Annotated in this window: 15 protein-coding genes; 12 read left to right on the top strand and 3 right to left on the bottom strand. The window is 67.3% G+C overall.

The genetic code is table 11. The features are described from left to right. Positions 1-88: 88 nt before the first annotated feature. From ACFTSA_RS19220 to ACFTSA_RS19210, 3 genes are all read right to left on the bottom strand, one after another. Positions 89-2098, bottom strand: a complete 2010-nt coding sequence (locus ACFTSA_RS19220) for a multicopper oxidase family protein (protein ID WP_377953297.1) — start codon at positions 2096-2098, stop codon at positions 89-91. Between the two features lie 150 nt (positions 2099-2248). Continuing rightward, a complete protein-coding gene (locus ACFTSA_RS19215) occupies positions 2249-4171 on the bottom strand; it encodes a cytochrome c oxidase assembly protein (RefSeq protein ID WP_377953296.1) in 1923 nt (640 codons plus the stop codon). A gap of 308 nt (positions 4172-4479) precedes the next feature. Further along, positions 4480-5580: a hypothetical protein gene (locus tag ACFTSA_RS19210; RefSeq protein ID WP_377953295.1), complete on the bottom strand. Its 1101-nt coding sequence runs from the start codon at positions 5578-5580 to the stop codon at positions 4480-4482. Between ACFTSA_RS19210 and ACFTSA_RS19205 the strand changes: the two genes are divergently transcribed. From ACFTSA_RS19205 to ACFTSA_RS19150, 12 genes are all read left to right on the top strand, one after another. Then, a complete protein-coding gene (locus ACFTSA_RS19205; protein WP_377953294.1) occupies positions 5533-6408 on the top strand; it encodes a hypothetical protein in 876 nt (291 codons plus the stop codon). The two genes, ACFTSA_RS19210 and ACFTSA_RS19205, sit on opposite strands and share 48 nt — an antisense overlap. 6 nt (positions 6409-6414) lie before the next feature. Continuing rightward, a complete protein-coding gene (locus ACFTSA_RS19200; RefSeq protein ID WP_377953293.1) occupies positions 6415-7407 on the top strand; it encodes an HAD-IIA family hydrolase in 993 nt (330 codons plus the stop codon). Positions 7408-7416: 9 nt separating this feature from the next. Continuing rightward, a complete protein-coding gene (locus ACFTSA_RS19195; RefSeq protein ID WP_377953292.1) occupies positions 7417-7770 on the top strand; it encodes a hypothetical protein in 354 nt (117 codons plus the stop codon). A 2-nt stretch (positions 7771-7772) separates the two neighbouring features. Next, positions 7773-8585, top strand: a complete 813-nt coding sequence (locus tag ACFTSA_RS19190; RefSeq protein WP_377953290.1) for a TlyA family RNA methyltransferase — start codon at positions 7773-7775, stop codon at positions 8583-8585. Between the two features lie 13 nt (positions 8586-8598). Beyond that, complete coding sequence (locus ACFTSA_RS19185) at positions 8599-9624, top strand: NAD kinase (protein WP_377953289.1); 1026 nt, start codon at positions 8599-8601, stop codon at positions 9622-9624. A gap of 3 nt (positions 9625-9627) precedes the next feature. After that, a complete protein-coding gene (gene recN, locus ACFTSA_RS19180; protein WP_377953288.1) occupies positions 9628-11367 on the top strand; it encodes a DNA repair protein RecN in 1740 nt (579 codons plus the stop codon). Between the two features lie 150 nt (positions 11368-11517). Further along, the gene (locus ACFTSA_RS19175; RefSeq protein WP_377953286.1) at positions 11518-13275 is read left to right on the top strand and encodes a CTP synthase; all 1758 of its coding nucleotides are present in this window, start codon (positions 11518-11520) and stop codon (positions 13273-13275) included. Positions 13276-13323: 48 nt separating this feature from the next. Then, entirely contained in the window at positions 13324-13986 is a 663-nt protein-coding gene (locus tag ACFTSA_RS19170) for an NUDIX domain-containing protein (RefSeq protein ID WP_377953284.1), read from the top strand. Continuing rightward, positions 13986-15014, top strand: coding sequence for a site-specific tyrosine recombinase XerD (gene xerD / locus ACFTSA_RS19165; RefSeq protein WP_377953283.1), 1029 nt, complete (start codon positions 13986-13988; stop codon positions 15012-15014). Before ACFTSA_RS19170 ends, xerD begins: the two co-directional genes overlap by 1 nt. A gap of 74 nt (positions 15015-15088) precedes the next feature. Next, positions 15089-15580, top strand: a complete 492-nt coding sequence (locus ACFTSA_RS19160; protein WP_377953282.1) for an 8-oxo-dGTP diphosphatase — start codon at positions 15089-15091, stop codon at positions 15578-15580. A gap of 73 nt (positions 15581-15653) precedes the next feature. Continuing rightward, positions 15654-16193 carry an RNA polymerase sigma factor gene (locus ACFTSA_RS19155; protein WP_377953280.1) on the top strand — a complete coding sequence of 180 codons (540 nt, stop codon included), beginning with the start codon at positions 15654-15656 and terminating at the stop codon, positions 16191-16193. Beyond that, entirely contained in the window at positions 16186-17718 is a 1533-nt protein-coding gene (locus tag ACFTSA_RS19150) for a hypothetical protein (protein ID WP_377953278.1), read from the top strand. The genes ACFTSA_RS19155 and ACFTSA_RS19150 overlap by 8 nt, the downstream gene beginning before the upstream one ends. The last annotated feature ends 81 nt before the right edge of the window (positions 17719-17799 follow it).

The following is a 17799-nucleotide window of genomic DNA, read 5'->3' as shown; positions in this document are numbered from 1 at the left end:
GGAGAGTAGGTCACCGCCGGACAACCATTAGGTCGAGAGCCCCAACCACACGGTTGGGGCTCTCCCGCATTTAACCCAACACTGCCACCTAGCCGGTCCTTACACTCGCCGTCGCGCTCCCGCCAGCGCTCGATTCGGCCTTGACAGCGGTGACCTGCTTGGCGGGTCCGGGCTTGACGGTCAGCGTCCAGGCTCCCAGGGTGTTGGCCGTTACCGTACCCAAGCGGGTGGCGGCACGCCCCGGTGTGACGTCGTACAGCACGACGGTGGCCGAGGTGGGCGCCGTCGAGCCCGTGAACCTGGAGGTTCCGGCGAAAGTCATGTCCTTCTTCAGCCGGTGCCGGGCGGTGGTGATGGCCACAACGTCCTTCTGTCCCGCAGCTGCCGCGGCCGGTGACGTGGCCGGTGCAGTCGTAACCGGCGCAGCCGCCTCTGCCGGCGGGGTGACCGGCGGTGCCGCCACGTCCGCCGTCCCCTCCTCGGGAGCAGATTGGGCCGGCGCAGGCTGATTGATCAGGTGCGGCCGTACGGCGTCAACCGGATGGTTGGGGTCGGGGTCGTTCGTGTCGATGCCGACGCTGAACTGGGCCATCATGTCGTGGTCCTCGTGGGGCAGGTTGTGGCAGTGAATCATGTACCTGCCACGGTTGTGCTCGAACTTCATGAGCAGCCGGACTGTTTCCCCTTCGCCCACGTAGACCACGTCCTTCGGCCCCTTCTCGTGCGCGAAGGGGGCCTGCCCATTGCGGCTGAGGACCTGGAAGTCCACCAGGTGGATGTGGACCGGATGGAACCAGCCGCCCGAGCTGTTTTCGATCTCCCAGATTTCCACATCGTCGAGGTCGGGATTGGCAAGGACCTTCCGGTAGCCACTCTTGACCACCTCGTCCCACGTCATCCCCCCGATAGTCCAGGTACCGTTGTCCCGCTTCACCCGCATGTGCCTGGTTTTTAAAGAATCCGAGGCCTTCAGGCTCATCGTCAGGCTCGGGGCTAGAACCGTCGGCAGCACCCTGGCACCGGGTCCGGACGTGTCGACCGGCTCGTCCGTCACGTCGAAGGCCATGACTTTGCCGGTGAAGTCGTAGTCCACATTGTTCTTGTTGGACAGATTGCGCAGTTCCACCCGCTTGCCGGCGGGGTACTTGGAAAAGTCGATAAGAACCTCGTAGCGCTCGGCGCCGCCGTGCCGCCAGGATGTCACCTGCTGGGCGGCCGGCATCAGGCCGCCGTCCGTGGCGACCATGGTCATGGCATCCCCTGTGCTCAGGGAGAAACGGTAGGAACGGGCTATGGAGGCATTGAGAATACGGAAGCGGTAGATCCTTCGCTGGACCTTCATCACCGGCCAGGGCGCCCCGTTGACAAGGATGACGTCGCCCCACAGGCCAGAGTGGGTGTTGTCGTTGTAGCCCAGGGAGCCGTTGGCGGCGAACATCGCGTCGGACACAGTGAGCGGCACATCGAACTTTCCCTGCGGAAGAATGTTGCCTTCCACTTCGTCGTGCAGGTGGTACTGGGCGGCCAGGCCGGAGTAGACGCTCTGGCCCGTGTTGTGGACGGCATGGTCGTGGTACCACAGGGTCCGTGCCGGCTGGAAGTTGGGGTATTCGTAGTCCTTGCAGTAGTCCCGGCCGGTGAGGTCGTTGGCGTAGCCGTCAAACTGTGGAAGCGACGCAGACCCGTGCAGGTGCGTCGAGGTATCAAGCCGGTACCCCCACTGCGGGTGGAACAGAGGCAGGACGTTGTCCATCTCCAGAGTGATGCGTTCGCCCTGATTCACCTTGATGGTCGGGCCCGGAAAGGTCCCGTTGTAGCCGAGGATAGGTGTGCTGAGGCCGGGCACGATGTTGGCCAGCGCAGCTTTCTGCTCGATCTTGTACAGGTGCCGTTTGTGGCCGTCGGGGTCCACCACCGTGCTGCTGGGCTTGAGTATCTCCGGAATCGGAAGTGTCCGCTGATAGGGCTTCGGCATGTTGCGGGATGCCAACTGGCTTGCCGACTTGGCGTTGACCGAGGTCAAGGGCACAGCCAGACCGAAAGCGCCGATGATCCCCACTCCACCTATTTGCAGTGCCTGACGGCGTGTAACTGACACGACTACCTCCGACGTCGCTAGAAAGTCCAATTGATTTAGTTGAAGGGTGTAATACCTACCCTGCGGAAACCTTGAGGGAGACAGGGCTTCCGGCGGCCTTCTTTGGGTGGAAAGCCACCCATGGCAAGCTCTCCTGGGGAAGGGTGCCCATCAGGGCTCCGAGGACATCACCAGGTCGTGGGCGGGCTCCGAAGCGGAACGGAACCGTCGCCCCGTACCCTGGGTACGGCGCCGGCGAGCCCGGTACACGACAACCGCTGCCGCTACGAAAAGCGTGCCGGCCGCGATGACCCACATGGCCACGCCCGCCGGCTCCACGACCGCCAGAACCGGCTGGTCCCAGGGCTGGCCCACGGTAATCAGCCATTCCCGCCGCCGCGCATCCGGCAGCTGGTCTGCCTGCTGGGCGAGGGCCCAGCCGTGGACCCCGTAGAGCGCCGCCACGGCACCTATCGTGACGAGCCTGCCGGCCACTGACGGTCCAGGCGCGCGGCCCCTGGCTCCATGGGCCAGGGAGGCCGCAAACAGGCAACCGGAGAGCAATGCCAGCAGGGCCATGGCCTGGTAGCCGAACTGGGTGCGTGACGAATACTCGAGCAAAGGCGTGTAGTACAGGGCTGCCAGCACGGCGGCCAGGCCAGCGGCCGCCACGTAAGGAGCCGATGCAGCATTCAGAACCGGACGCAGCGTAAGGGTGATGGCTTCTCCGCCGCCTATCGTTCCGTCCTGCCTGGGCATGGCGGCGAGCCTGGCCAAGGTCAGCGGCGCACCGGGAACCAGCAGGAGCGGAACGACGGCCATCAGAAGCATCTGCGTCATGACGTGGGCACTGATCAGGTACTCCTGGTAGAACCGGAGCCCTCCGTTGGTGACCAGGAACAACAGCGCAACTCCGGCGAACCAGAAGCCGGCGCGGGAGGCCGGCCAGTGCCCGCCCCGGTTCCGGACACGCTGTACTCCGGCCGCGTACAGGAACACAGCGACGGCGCAGAGGAAGATCCACAGGGCGTCGGGCTTCCAGCTGCTGAACATATCCACAAAGCCGGGAAGGCGCAGCGAAACGGGGGCGGGCGCTGCCTGCGAAACCGTGGGCGGCGGGGTGCGCGCCAGGGCGGCCGCGAGTCCTGAGGCGGCTGCCATGACGGCAAGCTCGGCCACCGCCAGAGCGGTGAAAGCAGTCCGTGCCCTGCCCGGGACTGCTTCCAGCTTTGTGAGAATCCACTTCCGGTGCAATGCCCCGAACACGCCCAGAACCCCCAGAAGCGCGGTCTTGGCCACGAGGATCAGGCCGTACTGCGAGGCCAGCCCGTCAAGCGTTCCGATGCTCGTCACACCAGCCGCGATGCCCGAGATGGCCAGGGCAAGGAAGGACAGCAGCGCCAATGTCGAGTAACGCCGGACCACGGCCAGCAGCTCCGTCCCCAGAGTACGCCGCAGCAGGACAAGCGTTGCCAGGCCGCCGATCCAGACGGCCGCCGCGGCCATGTGCGTGACGACAGACACGGTGCTGTCGGGGTGGCCGGCGCCGCCCGCGGCATGGGAGTTCAGGGCCAGGGGGATCAGCCCCGTGGAAGCCAGAACGGCCGTGATGGCGACGGCCCGCTGGCTCTGCACCCCGAAACACAGGAGCGCCACGGTTGCCGTAAGCACTACTGCCAGGGCGCTTCTCCGGCCGGCGTCAACGTCGGTCAGGAAGCTGACAAAGATGGTCCCGGATCCTTCGGAAAACAGGGGCAGGTTAGCCAGCGAATGGAAGGTGAGGACACTGATCGCGGCTGCGGCGGCCGTCCAGAGCACACCGGAGATACCGGCAATGACCAGTGCCTTCGAGAACGCTTTTCCCTTTGGGGGAAGGGCGAAGAGCGCGAGGATAAGTGGCCCGAGAGTGCCGGCGGCCGCAACGTTGAAAACAAGTTTGGCAACAGGAAGCCCCCAGATGACCGTTGCGCCGGTCCGGTCCAGGAATGCAGCTTCCCTGCCGGCCTCGGTCGAGTAGGCAAGGAACAGTGCCAGCAGCCCGCAACACAGGATCATGGCAGTAACGGCCACCGGCTTCGTCCGTGATGTCTTCATGGTTCCCCCTTGGCGAATGCTGTGGGAGCCAGTCTTGCCACGCGTCCTTGGATTTTTCCTGTGGGTTGTTGCACTGTGCCTTACGCCCGGCGGCACGAACGGGCGCTCCGGCCCGCGGCAGATGACTGGCCCGCGACCCTGTGAGGATGCACACGCCAGCCTGTTGAAGGGCCTCGCCGTTAGTTGCTGGCTCCGGCTCTCACCTAGAATTGCTAGAGATATGCGGACACCGGATGCTTCACCACGGGTCGCGCAGGACAACCAAACACGGACAAGAGCGGCTGCACATTGCGCCAGTGGTCGGCTCACTACAGGAGGAATCCACCATGGCTGAGCACAAGGGCGGCAGTTACCGCGGCGGAAATGACCGGGGCGACTCGGGAAGCAACCGGGGGCGGCAGGGGGGCCCTTTTAGGGGGACCAATAATTCCGGCGGCGATCCGCGGGGCTTCCGCGCCCGTGACGGACGCGGTTTCGGCGGTGACCCTGACCGTAAGCCGTTCTCTGACCGTCCGCGCCGTGAGGGCGACGGCGATCGCCGCGGTTTTGGTGGCGGTGAGCGTAAGCCGTTTGGTGATCGTGACCGTAAGCCGTTTGGTGACCGTCCGCGCCGTGAGGGCGACGGCGATCGCCGCGGTTTTGGTGGCGGTGAGCGTAAGCCGTTTGGTGACCGTGACCGTAAGCCGTTCTCTGACCGTCCGCGCCGTGAGGGCGACGGCGACCGCCGCAGCTTTGGCGACGGCGACCGCAGGCCGTTTGGTGACCGTCCGCGCCGCGAGGGTGAGGGTGACCGCCGCGGTTTCGGTGGCGGTGAGCGCAGGCCGTTCTCTGACCGTCCGCGCCGCGACGGCGAGGGTGACCGCGGCAGCTTTGGTGACCGCGACCGTAAGCCGTTCTCTGACCGTCCGCGCCGTGAGGGTGAGGGTGACCGCCGCGGTTTCGGCGGCGGTGAGCGTAAGCCGTTTGGTGACCGTGACCGTAAGCCGTTTGGTGACCGTCCGCGCCGCGAGGGCGAGGGCGATCGCCGCAGCTTTGGTGGCGGAGACAACCGCCGGCCCTTCGGTGACCGGCAGGACCGTGCACCCCGCGAGGACCGTGCACCCCGCGAAGGCCGCGCCGGCTGGCAGGACCGCGGCGACAGGCAGGACCGCGGCCCCCGCCAGTTCGGCCGCGACAGGGCTGAGGACCGCCCGGCCCGCGTCCCCAACGCCCGCGACCTCCGCAGCGCCAACCGCCCGGACCGTGAGCGTTCGCCCGAAATCGACGAGGACGTCACGGGCAAGGAACTCGACCGCGCAACGCAGCACCAGATCAAGACCCTCGAATCCAACAGCGCGGAATGGGTTGCCCGCCACCTCGTGATGGCCGGACGGCTTATCGACGAGGAACCGGAACTGGCGTTCCAGCACGCCCTTGCCGCCAGCCGCCGCGGCGGACGCCTGGCCGCTGTCCGCGAGGCAGTGGGCCTCACGGCCTATGCCGCCGGACACTACGGCGAAGCCCTGCGCGAATTCCGCACTTACCGGCGGATCAGCGGTTCCAACGTCCACCTGCCAGTGATGGCCGACTGCGAACGCGGCCTGGGCCGGCCCGACCGCGCCCTGGACGTTGTCCGCTCCGAGGAGGCCCAGGACCTCGACGCGCCCGGCAAGGTGGAGTTGGCGATTGTCGCCTCCGGTGCCCGCGCCGACCTTGGCCAGCCGGACGCCGCCGTGGCCGAGCTCGAGATCCCGCAACTGGACATCAACCGCGCCTTTTCTTACAGCCCGCGCCTGTTCCGCGCGTATGCTGACGCCCTGACCGCCGCCGGCCGCGAAACCGAAGCCGGGAAGTGGCAGCGCCAGGCTGTCGTGGCCGAAGAAGCCCTGGGCCTGGGCATGGCAGAGGAACCCGACATCATCGATCTCGGCTGGGACGAGGAAGAGGAAGCCAGGGAAGAGGCCGAACGCCGGAAGCGGATTGCGCAGGCAGCGGGTACGGCGGCGCAGGACCGAGGCGAGTCTTCCGACAACCAGGCCCCCGGCATCAGCGCCGCTGAGGAAGCTGCCGCGCAGCGGCCGGCAGACAGCGCAGCGGTAGAAAACCTGGACGACGCCGAAGCGGACTACTTCGAATCCGACGACGCCGAGTCCGACGAGGACTCCGCCGAACAGGATGATGACGCTGAAGGGGAAGTAGAAGCCTCGCACACCGGTGAGCAGGATGCCGACCGCCGCCAGAACGGCTCGGAGGACTGAACGCGCATGAGTGAAGCACCACTGATTTCGCGGTTCGACGCGCTGCTGGCTGACCTGGACGGAGTGGTCTACAAGGGCCCCCACGCTATCCCCGGAGCGGTGGAATCCCTGCAGCGGCTGGCCGGCATCGGCGTCGGCCTCGGTTACGTGACCAACAACGCCTCCCGTACCCCGGCCCAAGTGGCGGCCCACCTCCGCGAGCTTGGCGCCCCCGCCGAAGACCACCAGGTGGTGAGTTCTTCCCAGGCCGGTGCCGACCTGCTGGCGTCCCTGCTTTCCCCGGGCGCCGCGGTGTTGATCACCGGCAGCCCGGCGCTGGCCCACGAGGTCGAGCTTGTTGGCCTGAAGCCGGTGCACAGCGCCGAGGAGAACCCGGTGGCCGTCGTGCAGGGCTTCAACCCTGCGATCGGCTGGAAGGACCTCGCCGAAGCGTCATTCGTCCTGGCGGACGGTGACGTGCTGTGGGTTGCGACGAACACTGACATGACGCTCCCGCAGACCCGCGGAACCGCGCCCGGCAACGGGTCCCTCGTGGCCGCCGTGGCGGCCGCAACCGGCCGGCAGCCCCTCGTCGCCGGCAAGCCGGAGGCCCCGCTGTTCCACGCCGCGGCCAAGCGGCTTTCTTCGGACCGGCCGCTGGTGGTGGGCGACCGCCTCGACACCGACATCCTGGGTGGCAACCGCGCAGGCTTCGCCACTGTGGCCGTGCTGACTGGCATCGACACCCTGGAAACCATGCTGGCGGCCCGGACCGAGGAGCGGCCCGGCTACATCATCCGGGACCTGGCCGGCCTTTACGAGGCATATCCGGAAATTGATAACGACGGCGGGACGTTCCGTTGCGGGAACGCCACGGCAACGGTGGCCGGAGACGTCATCCGCATCTCCGGATCCAAGGACGACCTCGATTCGTGGCGCGCTGCGTGTGCCGCGTGGTGGACGGCCCGTGCCGACGCCGACGTCCCCACGGCTCCCGAACTCGAGTGGCCGGATCAATAGACTGGTGCCATGCCCGAGTTGAACAACACCGCTCCGGACGGGTCAGTGTCTGACGCTGCATCGTCGGACGCCGCAGTGTCAGATACCGCAGTGTCAGATACCGCAGTGTCAGATACCGCCTGGCCGGAGCTGACCGTGCCCGGCGGCCGCGCGGGCGATGCCGGCACCGCAGACCCGGCGGTGCTTGCCATCCTGGACAGGGTCCGCGAGGTCCCCGGGCTCCCGGTTTCGGAGCACCCGGCCGCCTATGCAGGCATGCACGACGCCCTGCTGGAAGCCCTGAACGAAGAGCCCCTGAACGAAGAGCCCCTGAAGGAAGAGGCCCAGCACGAAGAGCCGCAGCACGGTCCGGGTGCTGCCTGACCATGCCCAGACTCGACCAACTGCTCGTCAGCAGGGGACTGGCGCGGTCCCGCACGCACGCCGCCCGGCTCATCGCCGAGGGCAAGGTGTCCTCCGCAGGCGACATCCTCGCCAAAGCGTCGCTGCAGGTGGGCGACGACCGTGAACTAAACGTCGCGGAAGACGCGGCGGACGCGTACGTCAGCCGCGCCGGCCACAAACTGGCCGGCGCGCTGGACGCCTTCCCCGGGGTCGCCGTCGGCGGTAAACGGTGTCTTGACGCCGGAGCCTCCACGGGCGGCTTTACCGACGTCCTGCTGCGGCGGGGCGCCGCGCACGTGGTGGCGGTCGACGTCGGGCACGGCCAGCTGGTGCCGCAGCTCCGCAGCGACCCGCGCGTGAGCGTGCACGAAGGGCTCAACGTCCGCTACATGGGCCCCGAACAGATCGGCGGCCGGGCAGAAGTCACGGTTGCCGACCTTTCCTTCATTTCCCTGACGCTGGTGCTGGCCCCGCTGGCAGCGTGCACCGCTCCGGGCGGCGACCTGGTCCTCATGGTCAAGCCGCAGTTCGAGATCGGCAAGGAACGGCTCGCCCGCACCGGAGTGGTCACGTCGGAACGCGAACGGCGCCTGGCTGTCGGTAAAGTGGCGGGGGCAGCGCTCGACGCCGGCCTGGAACTGCGGGGGCTGGCCATCAGCCCGTTGCCGGGCCAGGACGGAAATGTCGAATACTTCCTGTGGATAACGCAAAGAATGTCCGAAGACTTGCCTAAGATCGAAGAGCGGGACGCAGCCGTTGCTGCGTTGCTGGGAAAGATCTGGCCGAACCACTAGAGAGCGGAACCCGATGAGCAGGCGTGTACTGGTACTTGCCCATACCGGCCGCGAGGAATCCCTAAAGGCGGCTTGGGAGGCGTGCGCCCAGCTCCACGCCTCCGGCATCATCCCCGTCATGCAGAAGTCCGAACTGGCCGACATGGAGGGCTTCTTCGGCGCCATGGACCAGCCGGTCGAAATCCTCCACGACCACATCCAGCTTCCGGACGTGGAACTGGTCATGGTGCTGGGCGGCGACGGGACCATCCTGCGTGCGGCGGAACTGGTCCGCGAAGTGGACGTGCCGCTGCTGGGCGTGAACCTCGGCCATGTCGGGTTCCTCGCCGAGAGCGAGCGTGCGGACCTCGCCCAGACAGTGGAATGGATCGCCAGCCGTGAGTACACGGTGGAGGAGCGCATGACCATCGACGTCCAGGTCTGGGTCCGCGGCCAGAAGATCTGGCACACCTGGGCCCTGAACGAGGCCGCCATCGAAAAGGGTGACCGGGAGCGCATGCTCGAACTGGTCACCGAGGTGGACGAGCGCCCGCTGACCTCCTTCGGTTGCGACGGGGTGGTGCTGGCCACGCCCACCGGATCCACCGCCTACGCCTTCTCTGCCGGCGGGCCCGTCGTGTGGCCCGAGGTGGAAGCCCTCCTCATCGTGCCCATCAGCGCGCACGCCCTCTTCGCCAAGCCGCTGGTGGTCTCGCCCCGGTCCCGGCTGGCGGTGGAAGTCCTCAACCGGACAGACGCTCTCGGCGTTCTGTGGTGCGACGGCAGGCGTTCGGTGGACCTGCCTCCCGGCGCCCGCGTGGAGGTCACCCGGTCCACCACCCCGGTCCGCCTGGCCCGCACCCACCAGACCCCGTTCTCGGCGAGGCTGGTCCGCAAGTTCGAGCTTCCCATCCACGGCTGGCGCGGCCCTGTGCCGCAGTCCGAGCAGATCCACACCGGTCCGGTGCCGATCGTGCGCACGCCGCGGACCATGGCCCCTCCCTCGGGCCTTCAGCCATACGAACCCGGTTCAGAATCCGATCCTCCGACTGAAAAGTGAACCATGCTTGAAGAACTGAGAATCCGCGATCTCGGCGTCATCACCGACGCCACGCTGCCGCTGGGCCCCGGGCTCAGCGTGGTGACCGGCGAAACCGGCGCCGGCAAGACCATGGTGGTCACCGCCGTCGGGCTGTTGCTGGGAGCCCGGTCGGACGCCGGGGCCGTGCGCAGCGGCGCCAAGAGCGCCTCCGCCGAAGCGGTTGTGCAGCTGCAATCCGGGCACCTCGCCCTGGAGCGCGCCAGGGACGCCGGGGCCGAGGTTGAAGAGTTCGACGGCGGCGCGGAACTGCTGCTCTCACGACGCCTGGGCGCGGACGGACGCAGCCGGGCCTTCCTCGGCGGCCGGGCAGCCCCGGTGGGCGTGCTGGCCGAGATCGGCGAGTCGCTCGTGGTGGTGCACGGGCAGACTGACCAGATCCGGCTCAAGGGCGCCGCGGCACAGCGCGAGGCCCTCGACAAGTTCGCGGGGGACGGGTTGGCCTCGACGCTGGCCGGATTCCAGGACCTCTACAGCTCCTGGAAATCCAGCCAGGCCGAGCTGGACTCACTGCGCAGCGCGGAACGCGAGCGGCTCCGCGAGGCCGAATCCCTGGAGGCCGCGCTGGCGGAGATCGATGCCGTGGAACCGCAGGCCGGGGAGGACGAGGCCCTGAAGGCTGAGGCCGTGAAGCTGGCCAACGTCGAGGAACTCCGGATTGCGGCCACCACCGCACACCAGGCCCTGATTGCCGAGGACTTCGGCGAGGCCGGCGACGCCACGTCACTCGTGGACGCGGCCAAGCGGACCCTGGAACACGTGGCCGAGCACGACGAGGAACTCGGATCGGCAGCAGCCCGCCTCGCGGAGGTGGGGTTCCTGCTCAACGACATCGCCACCGAATTAGCAAGCTACCAGGCAGGGCTGGACTCGGAGGGGCCGGAACGCCTGGCCGAAATCGAGGAACGCCGCGCGTCCCTGGCCAAGCTGGTCCGGAAATACGCGCCGAGCATCGACGAGGTCCTCGAGTGGGCCGAGAACGCCCGGGCGCGCTTTGACGAACTGCAGGGAGACTCGACCCGAATCGAGAACCTGGAAGCCGAGGTGGCCAGGGCCTCGGCCGAGCTGAAGAAGCAGGCCGCGGCCATCAGCAAGGTCCGCGCCAAGGCCGCCAAGGACCTCTCCGCCCGGGTCAGCGCCGAACTGAAGGCCCTGGCCATGGCGGACGCCACCCTGGTGATCACCATCGAGGCCGCAGCCCAGCTGGGACCCCACGGCGCGGACGAGATCTCCTTCCTGCTGCAGCCGCATTCCGGCGCACCGGCCCGGCCGCTGGGCAAGGGCGCGTCCGGCGGTGAGCTCTCCAGGGTCATGCTGGCCATCGAGGTGGTGCTGGCCGCGGTGGACCCCGTGCCCACGTTCGTCTTCGACGAGGTGGACGCCGGTGTGGGCGGCCGCGCCGCCGTCGAGATCGGCCGGCGGCTGGCCATGCTGGCCCGCCACGTCCAGGTCCTGGTGGTGACGCACCTGCCGCAGGTCGCGGCGTTCGCCGACCAGCACATCCGTGTGACCAAGACCTCGGTGCGCGGTTCCGACGGCTCCACGGCCAAGGGTTTCACCTCCAGCGACGTCCAGCTCCTGGACGAGGCCGAACGCGTCCGGGAACTCGCCAGGATGCTGGCGGGCCAGGAAGACTCCGAAACCGCTCAGGCGCACGCCCAGGAGCTTCTGGACGACGCCAAGCTCCTGCCGCAGCAGGCCTGAGCCGCTGGCCTCGGGCATGAGCTGAACCGGCCCGCCCCTCGGCAGGCCCTGGCGGCTCTGCTATCGCCTGCGGGTATTGCCTGCGGGCCGTGGACAGGGAAAACTGAGCCCTTTGGGGACCGCATACCCGATCCGTGGAAGGCTCAATTGATGATAGGCTCGAATTCCGTGGTGCAGCGATCAAATTCCCGTGTAAATTCCCGGTTCCCGGGCTCCTCCAAGACGACCAAACACATCTTCGTCACCGGCGGTGTGGCGTCCTCACTCGGCAAGGGACTGACGGCCTCCAGCCTCGGCCACCTGCTGCGGGCACGCGGCCTGTCAGTAACTATGCAGAAGCTCGATCCCTATCTGAACGTGGATCCGGGCACGATGAACCCCTTCCAGCACGGCGAGGTTTTCGTCACAGACGACGGCGCCGAAACCGACCTCGACATCGGACACTACGAGCGCTTCCTCGACGAAAACCTCGAGGGTTCGGCCAACGTGACCACCGGCCAGGTCTACTCCACGGTCATCGCCAAGGAACGCCGCGGCGAGTACCTCGGGGACACCGTCCAGGTCATCCCGCACATCACCGATGAGATCAAGCGCCGGATGCGGCTTCCCTCCGAGGGCAAGAACGCGCCGGACGTCATCATCACAGAGATCGGCGGCACGGTGGGCGACATCGAGTCGCAGCCCTTCCTCGAGTCCGCACGCCAGGTCCGCCAGGACATCGGCCGGACCAACGTCTTCTTCCTCCACGTTTCGCTGGTGCCGTACATCGGGCCTTCGCAGGAACTGAAGACCAAGCCCACGCAGCATTCCGTGGCCGCCCTCCGCTCCATCGGCATCCAGCCGGAAGCCATCGTGATCCGCTCGGACCGCGAAGTCCCCGACGCCATGCGCGAGAAGATCGGCCGCATGTGCGACGTCGACATCGACGCCGTGGTGAACGCCGCCGACGCGCCCAGCATCTACGACATCCCCAAGACCCTGCACACCCAGGGCCTGGACTCGTACATCGTCCGGGCGCTGGACCTGCCGTTCAAGGACGTCGACTGGACCAGCTGGGACAAGCTCCTCGAAGCCGTCCACAACCCCAAGCATGAGGTTGAGGTTGCCCTGGTGGGCAAGTACATCGACCTTCCGGACGCCTACCTCTCCGTCACGGAGGCCCTGCGCGCCGGCGGATTCGCCAACAACGCCAAGGTCAAGATCCGCTGGGTGCCGTCCGACGAATGCGAAACCCACGAGGGCGCAGTGCGTTCCCTCGAGGGCGTCGACGCCATCTGCGTTCCGGGCGGCTTCGGCATCCGCGGCCTGGAAGGCAAGCTGGGCGCGCTGAAGTTTGCCCGCGAATCCCGCCTGCCCGTGCTGGGCCTCTGCCTTGGCCTGCAGTGCATGGTCATCGAGTACGCCCGCAACGTCGTCGGCCTGGAGGGCGCCTCCTCCAGCGAGTTTGAGCCGGACTCCAAGTACCCGGTCATCGCCACGATGGAAGAGCAGCTGGAATTCGTTGAGGGGCGCGGCGACCTCGGCGGCACCATGCGCCTGGGCCTGTACGAGGCCAAGCTGGACGAGGGCTCGGTCATCGCCGAGACCTACGGCAAAACCACCGTCAGCGAACGCCACCGCCACCGGTACGAGGTAAACAACAAGTACCGCGAACAGATTGCCGCCGAGGGCCTGGTGTTCTCCGGGACGTCCCCGGACGGCAAGCTGGTGGAATACGTGGAGCTGCCCCGTGAGGTGCACCCCTACTACGTGGCCACCCAGGCGCACCCGGAACTGAGCTCACGGCCCACCCGGCCGCACCCGCTCTTTGCCGGCCTGGTGAAGGCCGCCCTGGACCACCAGAGCGGAAGCGACGTCACCGGTTTCGAACCCGCTGCGGCCGCCTCCGGCGAAGCCCCCGCAGAGTAGAACACCTGCAGAGTCATCCCACAACACCCATAGAGTAAGGACGGCGCGATGCCCGGTACATCTGAAGACACCCCTGCTGACCGGCAGGTTTCGGATGCGCCGAGCCCGCGCCGTCTGCTTTCCAGGGAAAGGGTCTACAACGGCAGGATCTGGGACGTTGTCAGCGACAGCTTCAAGCTGACCGCCGAGGGTGACCCCCTCGTCCGGGACTACATTGAGCACCCCGGCGCCGTCGCTGTGCTCCCCATGAACGACGACGGCGAGGTGCTGCTGATCAAGCAGTACCGCCACCCGGTCGGCATGGACCTATGGGAGATTCCCGCAGGCCTGCTCGACGTCGAGGGTGAGGACTTCGTGGTGGGCGCCAGCCGGGAGCTGGCCGAGGAAGCGGACCTGATCGCCAGCGAATGGAACGTCCTGGCAGACTTCTTCAACTCGCCGGGCTCCTCCAGCGAAGCCATCCGCATCTACCTCGCCCGCGGCCTCACCGAGGTCCCGCACCACGAACTGCACGTCCGCACGGACGAAGAAGCGGAAATCGAGCTGCACTGGATCCCGCTGGAGGACGCCGTTGCCGCGGTGCTGGAGGGTCGCCTGCACAACCCGTCCGCCGTCGTCGGAATCCTTGCTGCGGCAGCCGCGAAGGCGGACGGCTTCAGCGGACTACGGCCGGGCGACGCCCCCTGGCCGGCGCACCCCAGCCAGCGCTGATGTCCGCGGACACGGCGGCACCGGAGGAATCTCCGGCCACGTCGGCACCCCAGCCGACAGATGGAGCGGAAACGGCCCCACCGCAACGGCCGCGCACCGCGATTGACCGCGGCGTGACCGACTACCTCCAGCACATGGGAGTGGAACGTGGCCTCGCCGCAAACACCCTGTCCGCGTACCGCCGCGACCTCGCCCGCTATTCGGCCTACCTGGCCGGGCAGGGCCTCAGCAGCCCGGCTGACATCACCCGCCACCACGTGACGGGCTTTGCCCAGGCGCTCTCCGACGGCGCCGACGGCGGCACTCCGCTCGGTGTGCGCTCCGCGGCGCGGACTGTGGTGGCCGTCCGCGGGCTGCACCGCTTTTGGGCGCTGGAAGGGACGACGACGGCAGACCCCGCCAGCGATGTCCACCCGCCAATGCCCGGTAAACGGCTGCCCAAGGCCATCACCGTGGACGAGGTCACCAGGATCCTGGAGGCAGCGGGCACAGACACCGCAACAGGCCTCCGGGACCGGGCGCTGCTGGAGTTCCTGTACTCCACCGGAGCGCGGATCAGCGAAGCCGTGGGCCTGGACGTGGACGACCTGTCCGTGCAGGCCGCCGAATCCGGACCGGCGATCGTGCGGCTGTTCGGCAAGGGCTCCAAGGAGCGCCTCGTGCCGCTGGGTTCCTTCGCGGCCCGCGCCCTGGACGCCTACCTGGTCCGGGGCCGGCCGCTGCTCGCGGGGAAGGGCAAGGGCACCCCTGCGCTGTTCCTCAATGCCAGGGGCGGGCGCATCAGCCGCCAGAGCGCCTGGACCATCCTGAAGGCCGCGGCGGACAAGGCCAACATCGCCAAGGATGTTTCCCCGCACACGCTCCGGCACTCCTTCGCCACCCACCTGCTCGAAGGCGGCGCGGACGTCCGCGTGGTCCAGGAACTGCTGGGGCACGCCTCGGTGACCACCACGCAGGTGTACACCCTCGTCACCGCCGACACGCTGCGGGAAGTCTACGCGGCGGCGCATCCGCGGGCACTGGGATAAACACCGGCATTTGGGTTAATCCCGGGCCTTGGGACAGGCGTCCGGACAGCGACGGGACCGCTAGGCTGGTCTGCATGACTTCCGTGCCCGTCACCCTGTGCTTCCTGCTACGGGAATGCCCGGAGGTTGGGCCCGAGGTGCTGCTGGGCCTGAAGCGGACCGGCTTCGGAGCCGGAAAGATCGTCGGACTCGGCGGCCACGTTGAGGCCGGCGAAACCGACGCCCAGGCGGCATGCCGGGAGGTGCTGGAGGAGGCCGGCGTCGTGGTCCTCGAGGAGGACCTGTTCGACGCCGGAAAGGTGGAGTTCGTCTTCCCCGCACGGCCGGACTGGAACATGTCCACCCGCCTGTTCACCACCCGCCGGTGGGCCGGCGAACCGATCGAGAGCTCCGAGATCATTCCGGAGTGGTTCCTGGTTTCCGGCCTTCCGCTGGAGCGCATGTGGCAGGATGCGGAGCACTGGCTGCCGCTGGCGCTGGCCGGGAACGCCGTCGACGCCGTCATCACCCTAAACGAGGACAACGAGACAGTGGCGTCCGCCGAATATTCTTTCCGCGCCCTGTAACCGCCCGTTCCGCGCCGGAAACTATACGGTTAGCCTGCCTGGTCAGGAAGAACTTCTTACGTTTGGGGGATGCGTGGATTCGGAACGCGAACGGGCGTTCGTCGCCGTTCACAGGGACAGCTACCCGCGGGTTTACAGATATGTGCGGCGGCGGGTGGAATCGCCTGAGCTCGCAGAAGAGCTCGCGGCGGACGTGTTCCGCGTCGCCTGGCAAAAATGGCAGGACCAGCCGCACCCGGATATCGCCTGGCTGCTGACAGTGGCGCGGAACCTGATCGGCAATGCGTACCGGAGCCGCGACCGGCTCGTGGCATTGCAGGCGAAACTCCGGGCGTCCGCGGAGCTACGCTCCGGTGCGGATTCCGAGGACCTGCGGGTTCACGACGCGATGGCCGCGCTGCGCGACAGTGAGCGCGACATCCTGCAACTGGCCTACTGGGATGAGCTGAGCATGGCCGAGATCGCCGGCGTTCTGCAGTGCAGCGAAGCAGCAGCCAAGGTCCGCCTGCACCGTGCCCGGGCCGCGTTCCGCAAGCAGATGCCCGTGGCCGCCCGAACGGGCAAACAGAATACGGGCAAACAGAACTCGGTTACACAAAAGATGGGTGCATGAGATGGATCCGATCAAGAACCTGATTTCCGGGTCTGACCCGCTCCGCAACGATCCAGCCGCGGTGCCGGACGCCGACGATGCCCTGCGGCGCGTGACCACTGAAGCCCCGATGTTCACGGACAGCCTGCCGCCGAACGTACTGCGGTTTGAGGACCGGAAGCGGCGGCGGGCGCGTGTTGCCGGTGTACTGACTCTGACGGCAGCGGCGGTTACCGCCGGCGTGCTCGTGGCGGCGAACCTCGGAACGCTGGTATCTGCTCCTGAACCCGCGGGTACCGTTGTCCCGTCGCCGTCCAAATCCAGCGTGCCGGCCACGCTAACTCCGTCGGCGACGCCCACCGCAACTCGAACGGCGACAGCAACGCCGGCGGGGACCCCGGCGCCAACCCCTCCTGCCGCCGCAGTTACATGGACCACCTTCACGGACGCCACCGGCCAGGCCACCTTCGAACACCCGCTGGGGTGGACGATGTCCCAGGAGCCGCAAACCATCGACGGCGGTGAGTACAACATCGTCGAAGTGAAGAACGGCGCGGGCAAGACCATGGCCACCCTGCGTTTGGTCTACGACGTCGCGGGTGGCCCGGTGTGCCCGGACCCGAAGCCATACCAGACCCTCGACTCGGTGGTCGTCGATATTCCGCAGAAGGCGGCCAAACTCAGGGAACACCGGCAAGGTCCGTCCGCCTTTGTCTTCCGGGTGGTCAAGGGAGACAAGGTGTATGGGTCGCTCGCCCTGGCCGACCGAGATCTGGCTGCTCAGACCTCGACCTGTGGCCTGTACAACGGCATTCTGGGGCCGGACAACGTTCCCATTGCACAATTTGGCGATGCCGTGTGGCTCACAGCGGACGGTAAAGAGGCTCCGCTGACGTTCGACTCTATTGCCGAGGCGAAGGCGTACATGGGAACTCAGGAGTACCAGGACGTCAAGCGCATGCTGATCTCCCTGGCCCTGCAGCCGGCCAAAGCGCCTGCCACGAGCCCGCGCTTCGTCAGCCAAGACGGAAAGGCCAGCTTCGTCCTCCCCGAGGGCTGGACCGCGAAGGATGTCCCCGCCGGGACGCCGGACTACCCGGGCGTGGGAATCACAGTGTCCGACGAAGCAGGTAAGACGGTGGCGAGTTTCCAGCAGAGTGCTGCGGGCGGCCTCGGCGGGGCCTGCACGCAAGGAACCTACAAAATCACCGAACTCGATAGCGGTACTTCTTCCATCCGCGACCCGTGGGCGATGGAGCGCGGGGTGCGGTTCTCCTATCGGGTGATGGACAAGACCTCTCTCGGCCAGGGTTTCAGCTACCAGTTGGGGCTGGTGGACAAGGACAGTGGCTCTGTCAGCGACGGCTGCCTCATGTATTCCGTGGTGACCGGTACCCCCATGGGTATCCTGTCCTTCGCGGCCCAGGCCGGCCAGGGCCCCGCCGAGCCGACTTTCGCCACCATGGGCGAGGCAAGGGCGTACGTGGAGACGCCCGTGTATAAGAAGCTGAAGGCCATGATCCAGAGCCTGAAGGTCACGTCCTAACGCCGCCCCAAAACGGACCCTCCCATAAAACAACACCGGGCCGGCCACCGAAAGGCGACCGGCCCGGCGTCGTACTCTCTT

The sequence above is a fragment of the Arthrobacter sp. NPDC057013 genome, assembly GCF_042674585.1.
Classification (GTDB): domain Bacteria; phylum Actinomycetota; class Actinomycetes; order Actinomycetales; family Micrococcaceae; genus Arthrobacter.
The sequence above is the reverse complement of the archived record's forward strand: the minus strand, read 5'-3'. Positions and strand labels throughout refer to the sequence as shown.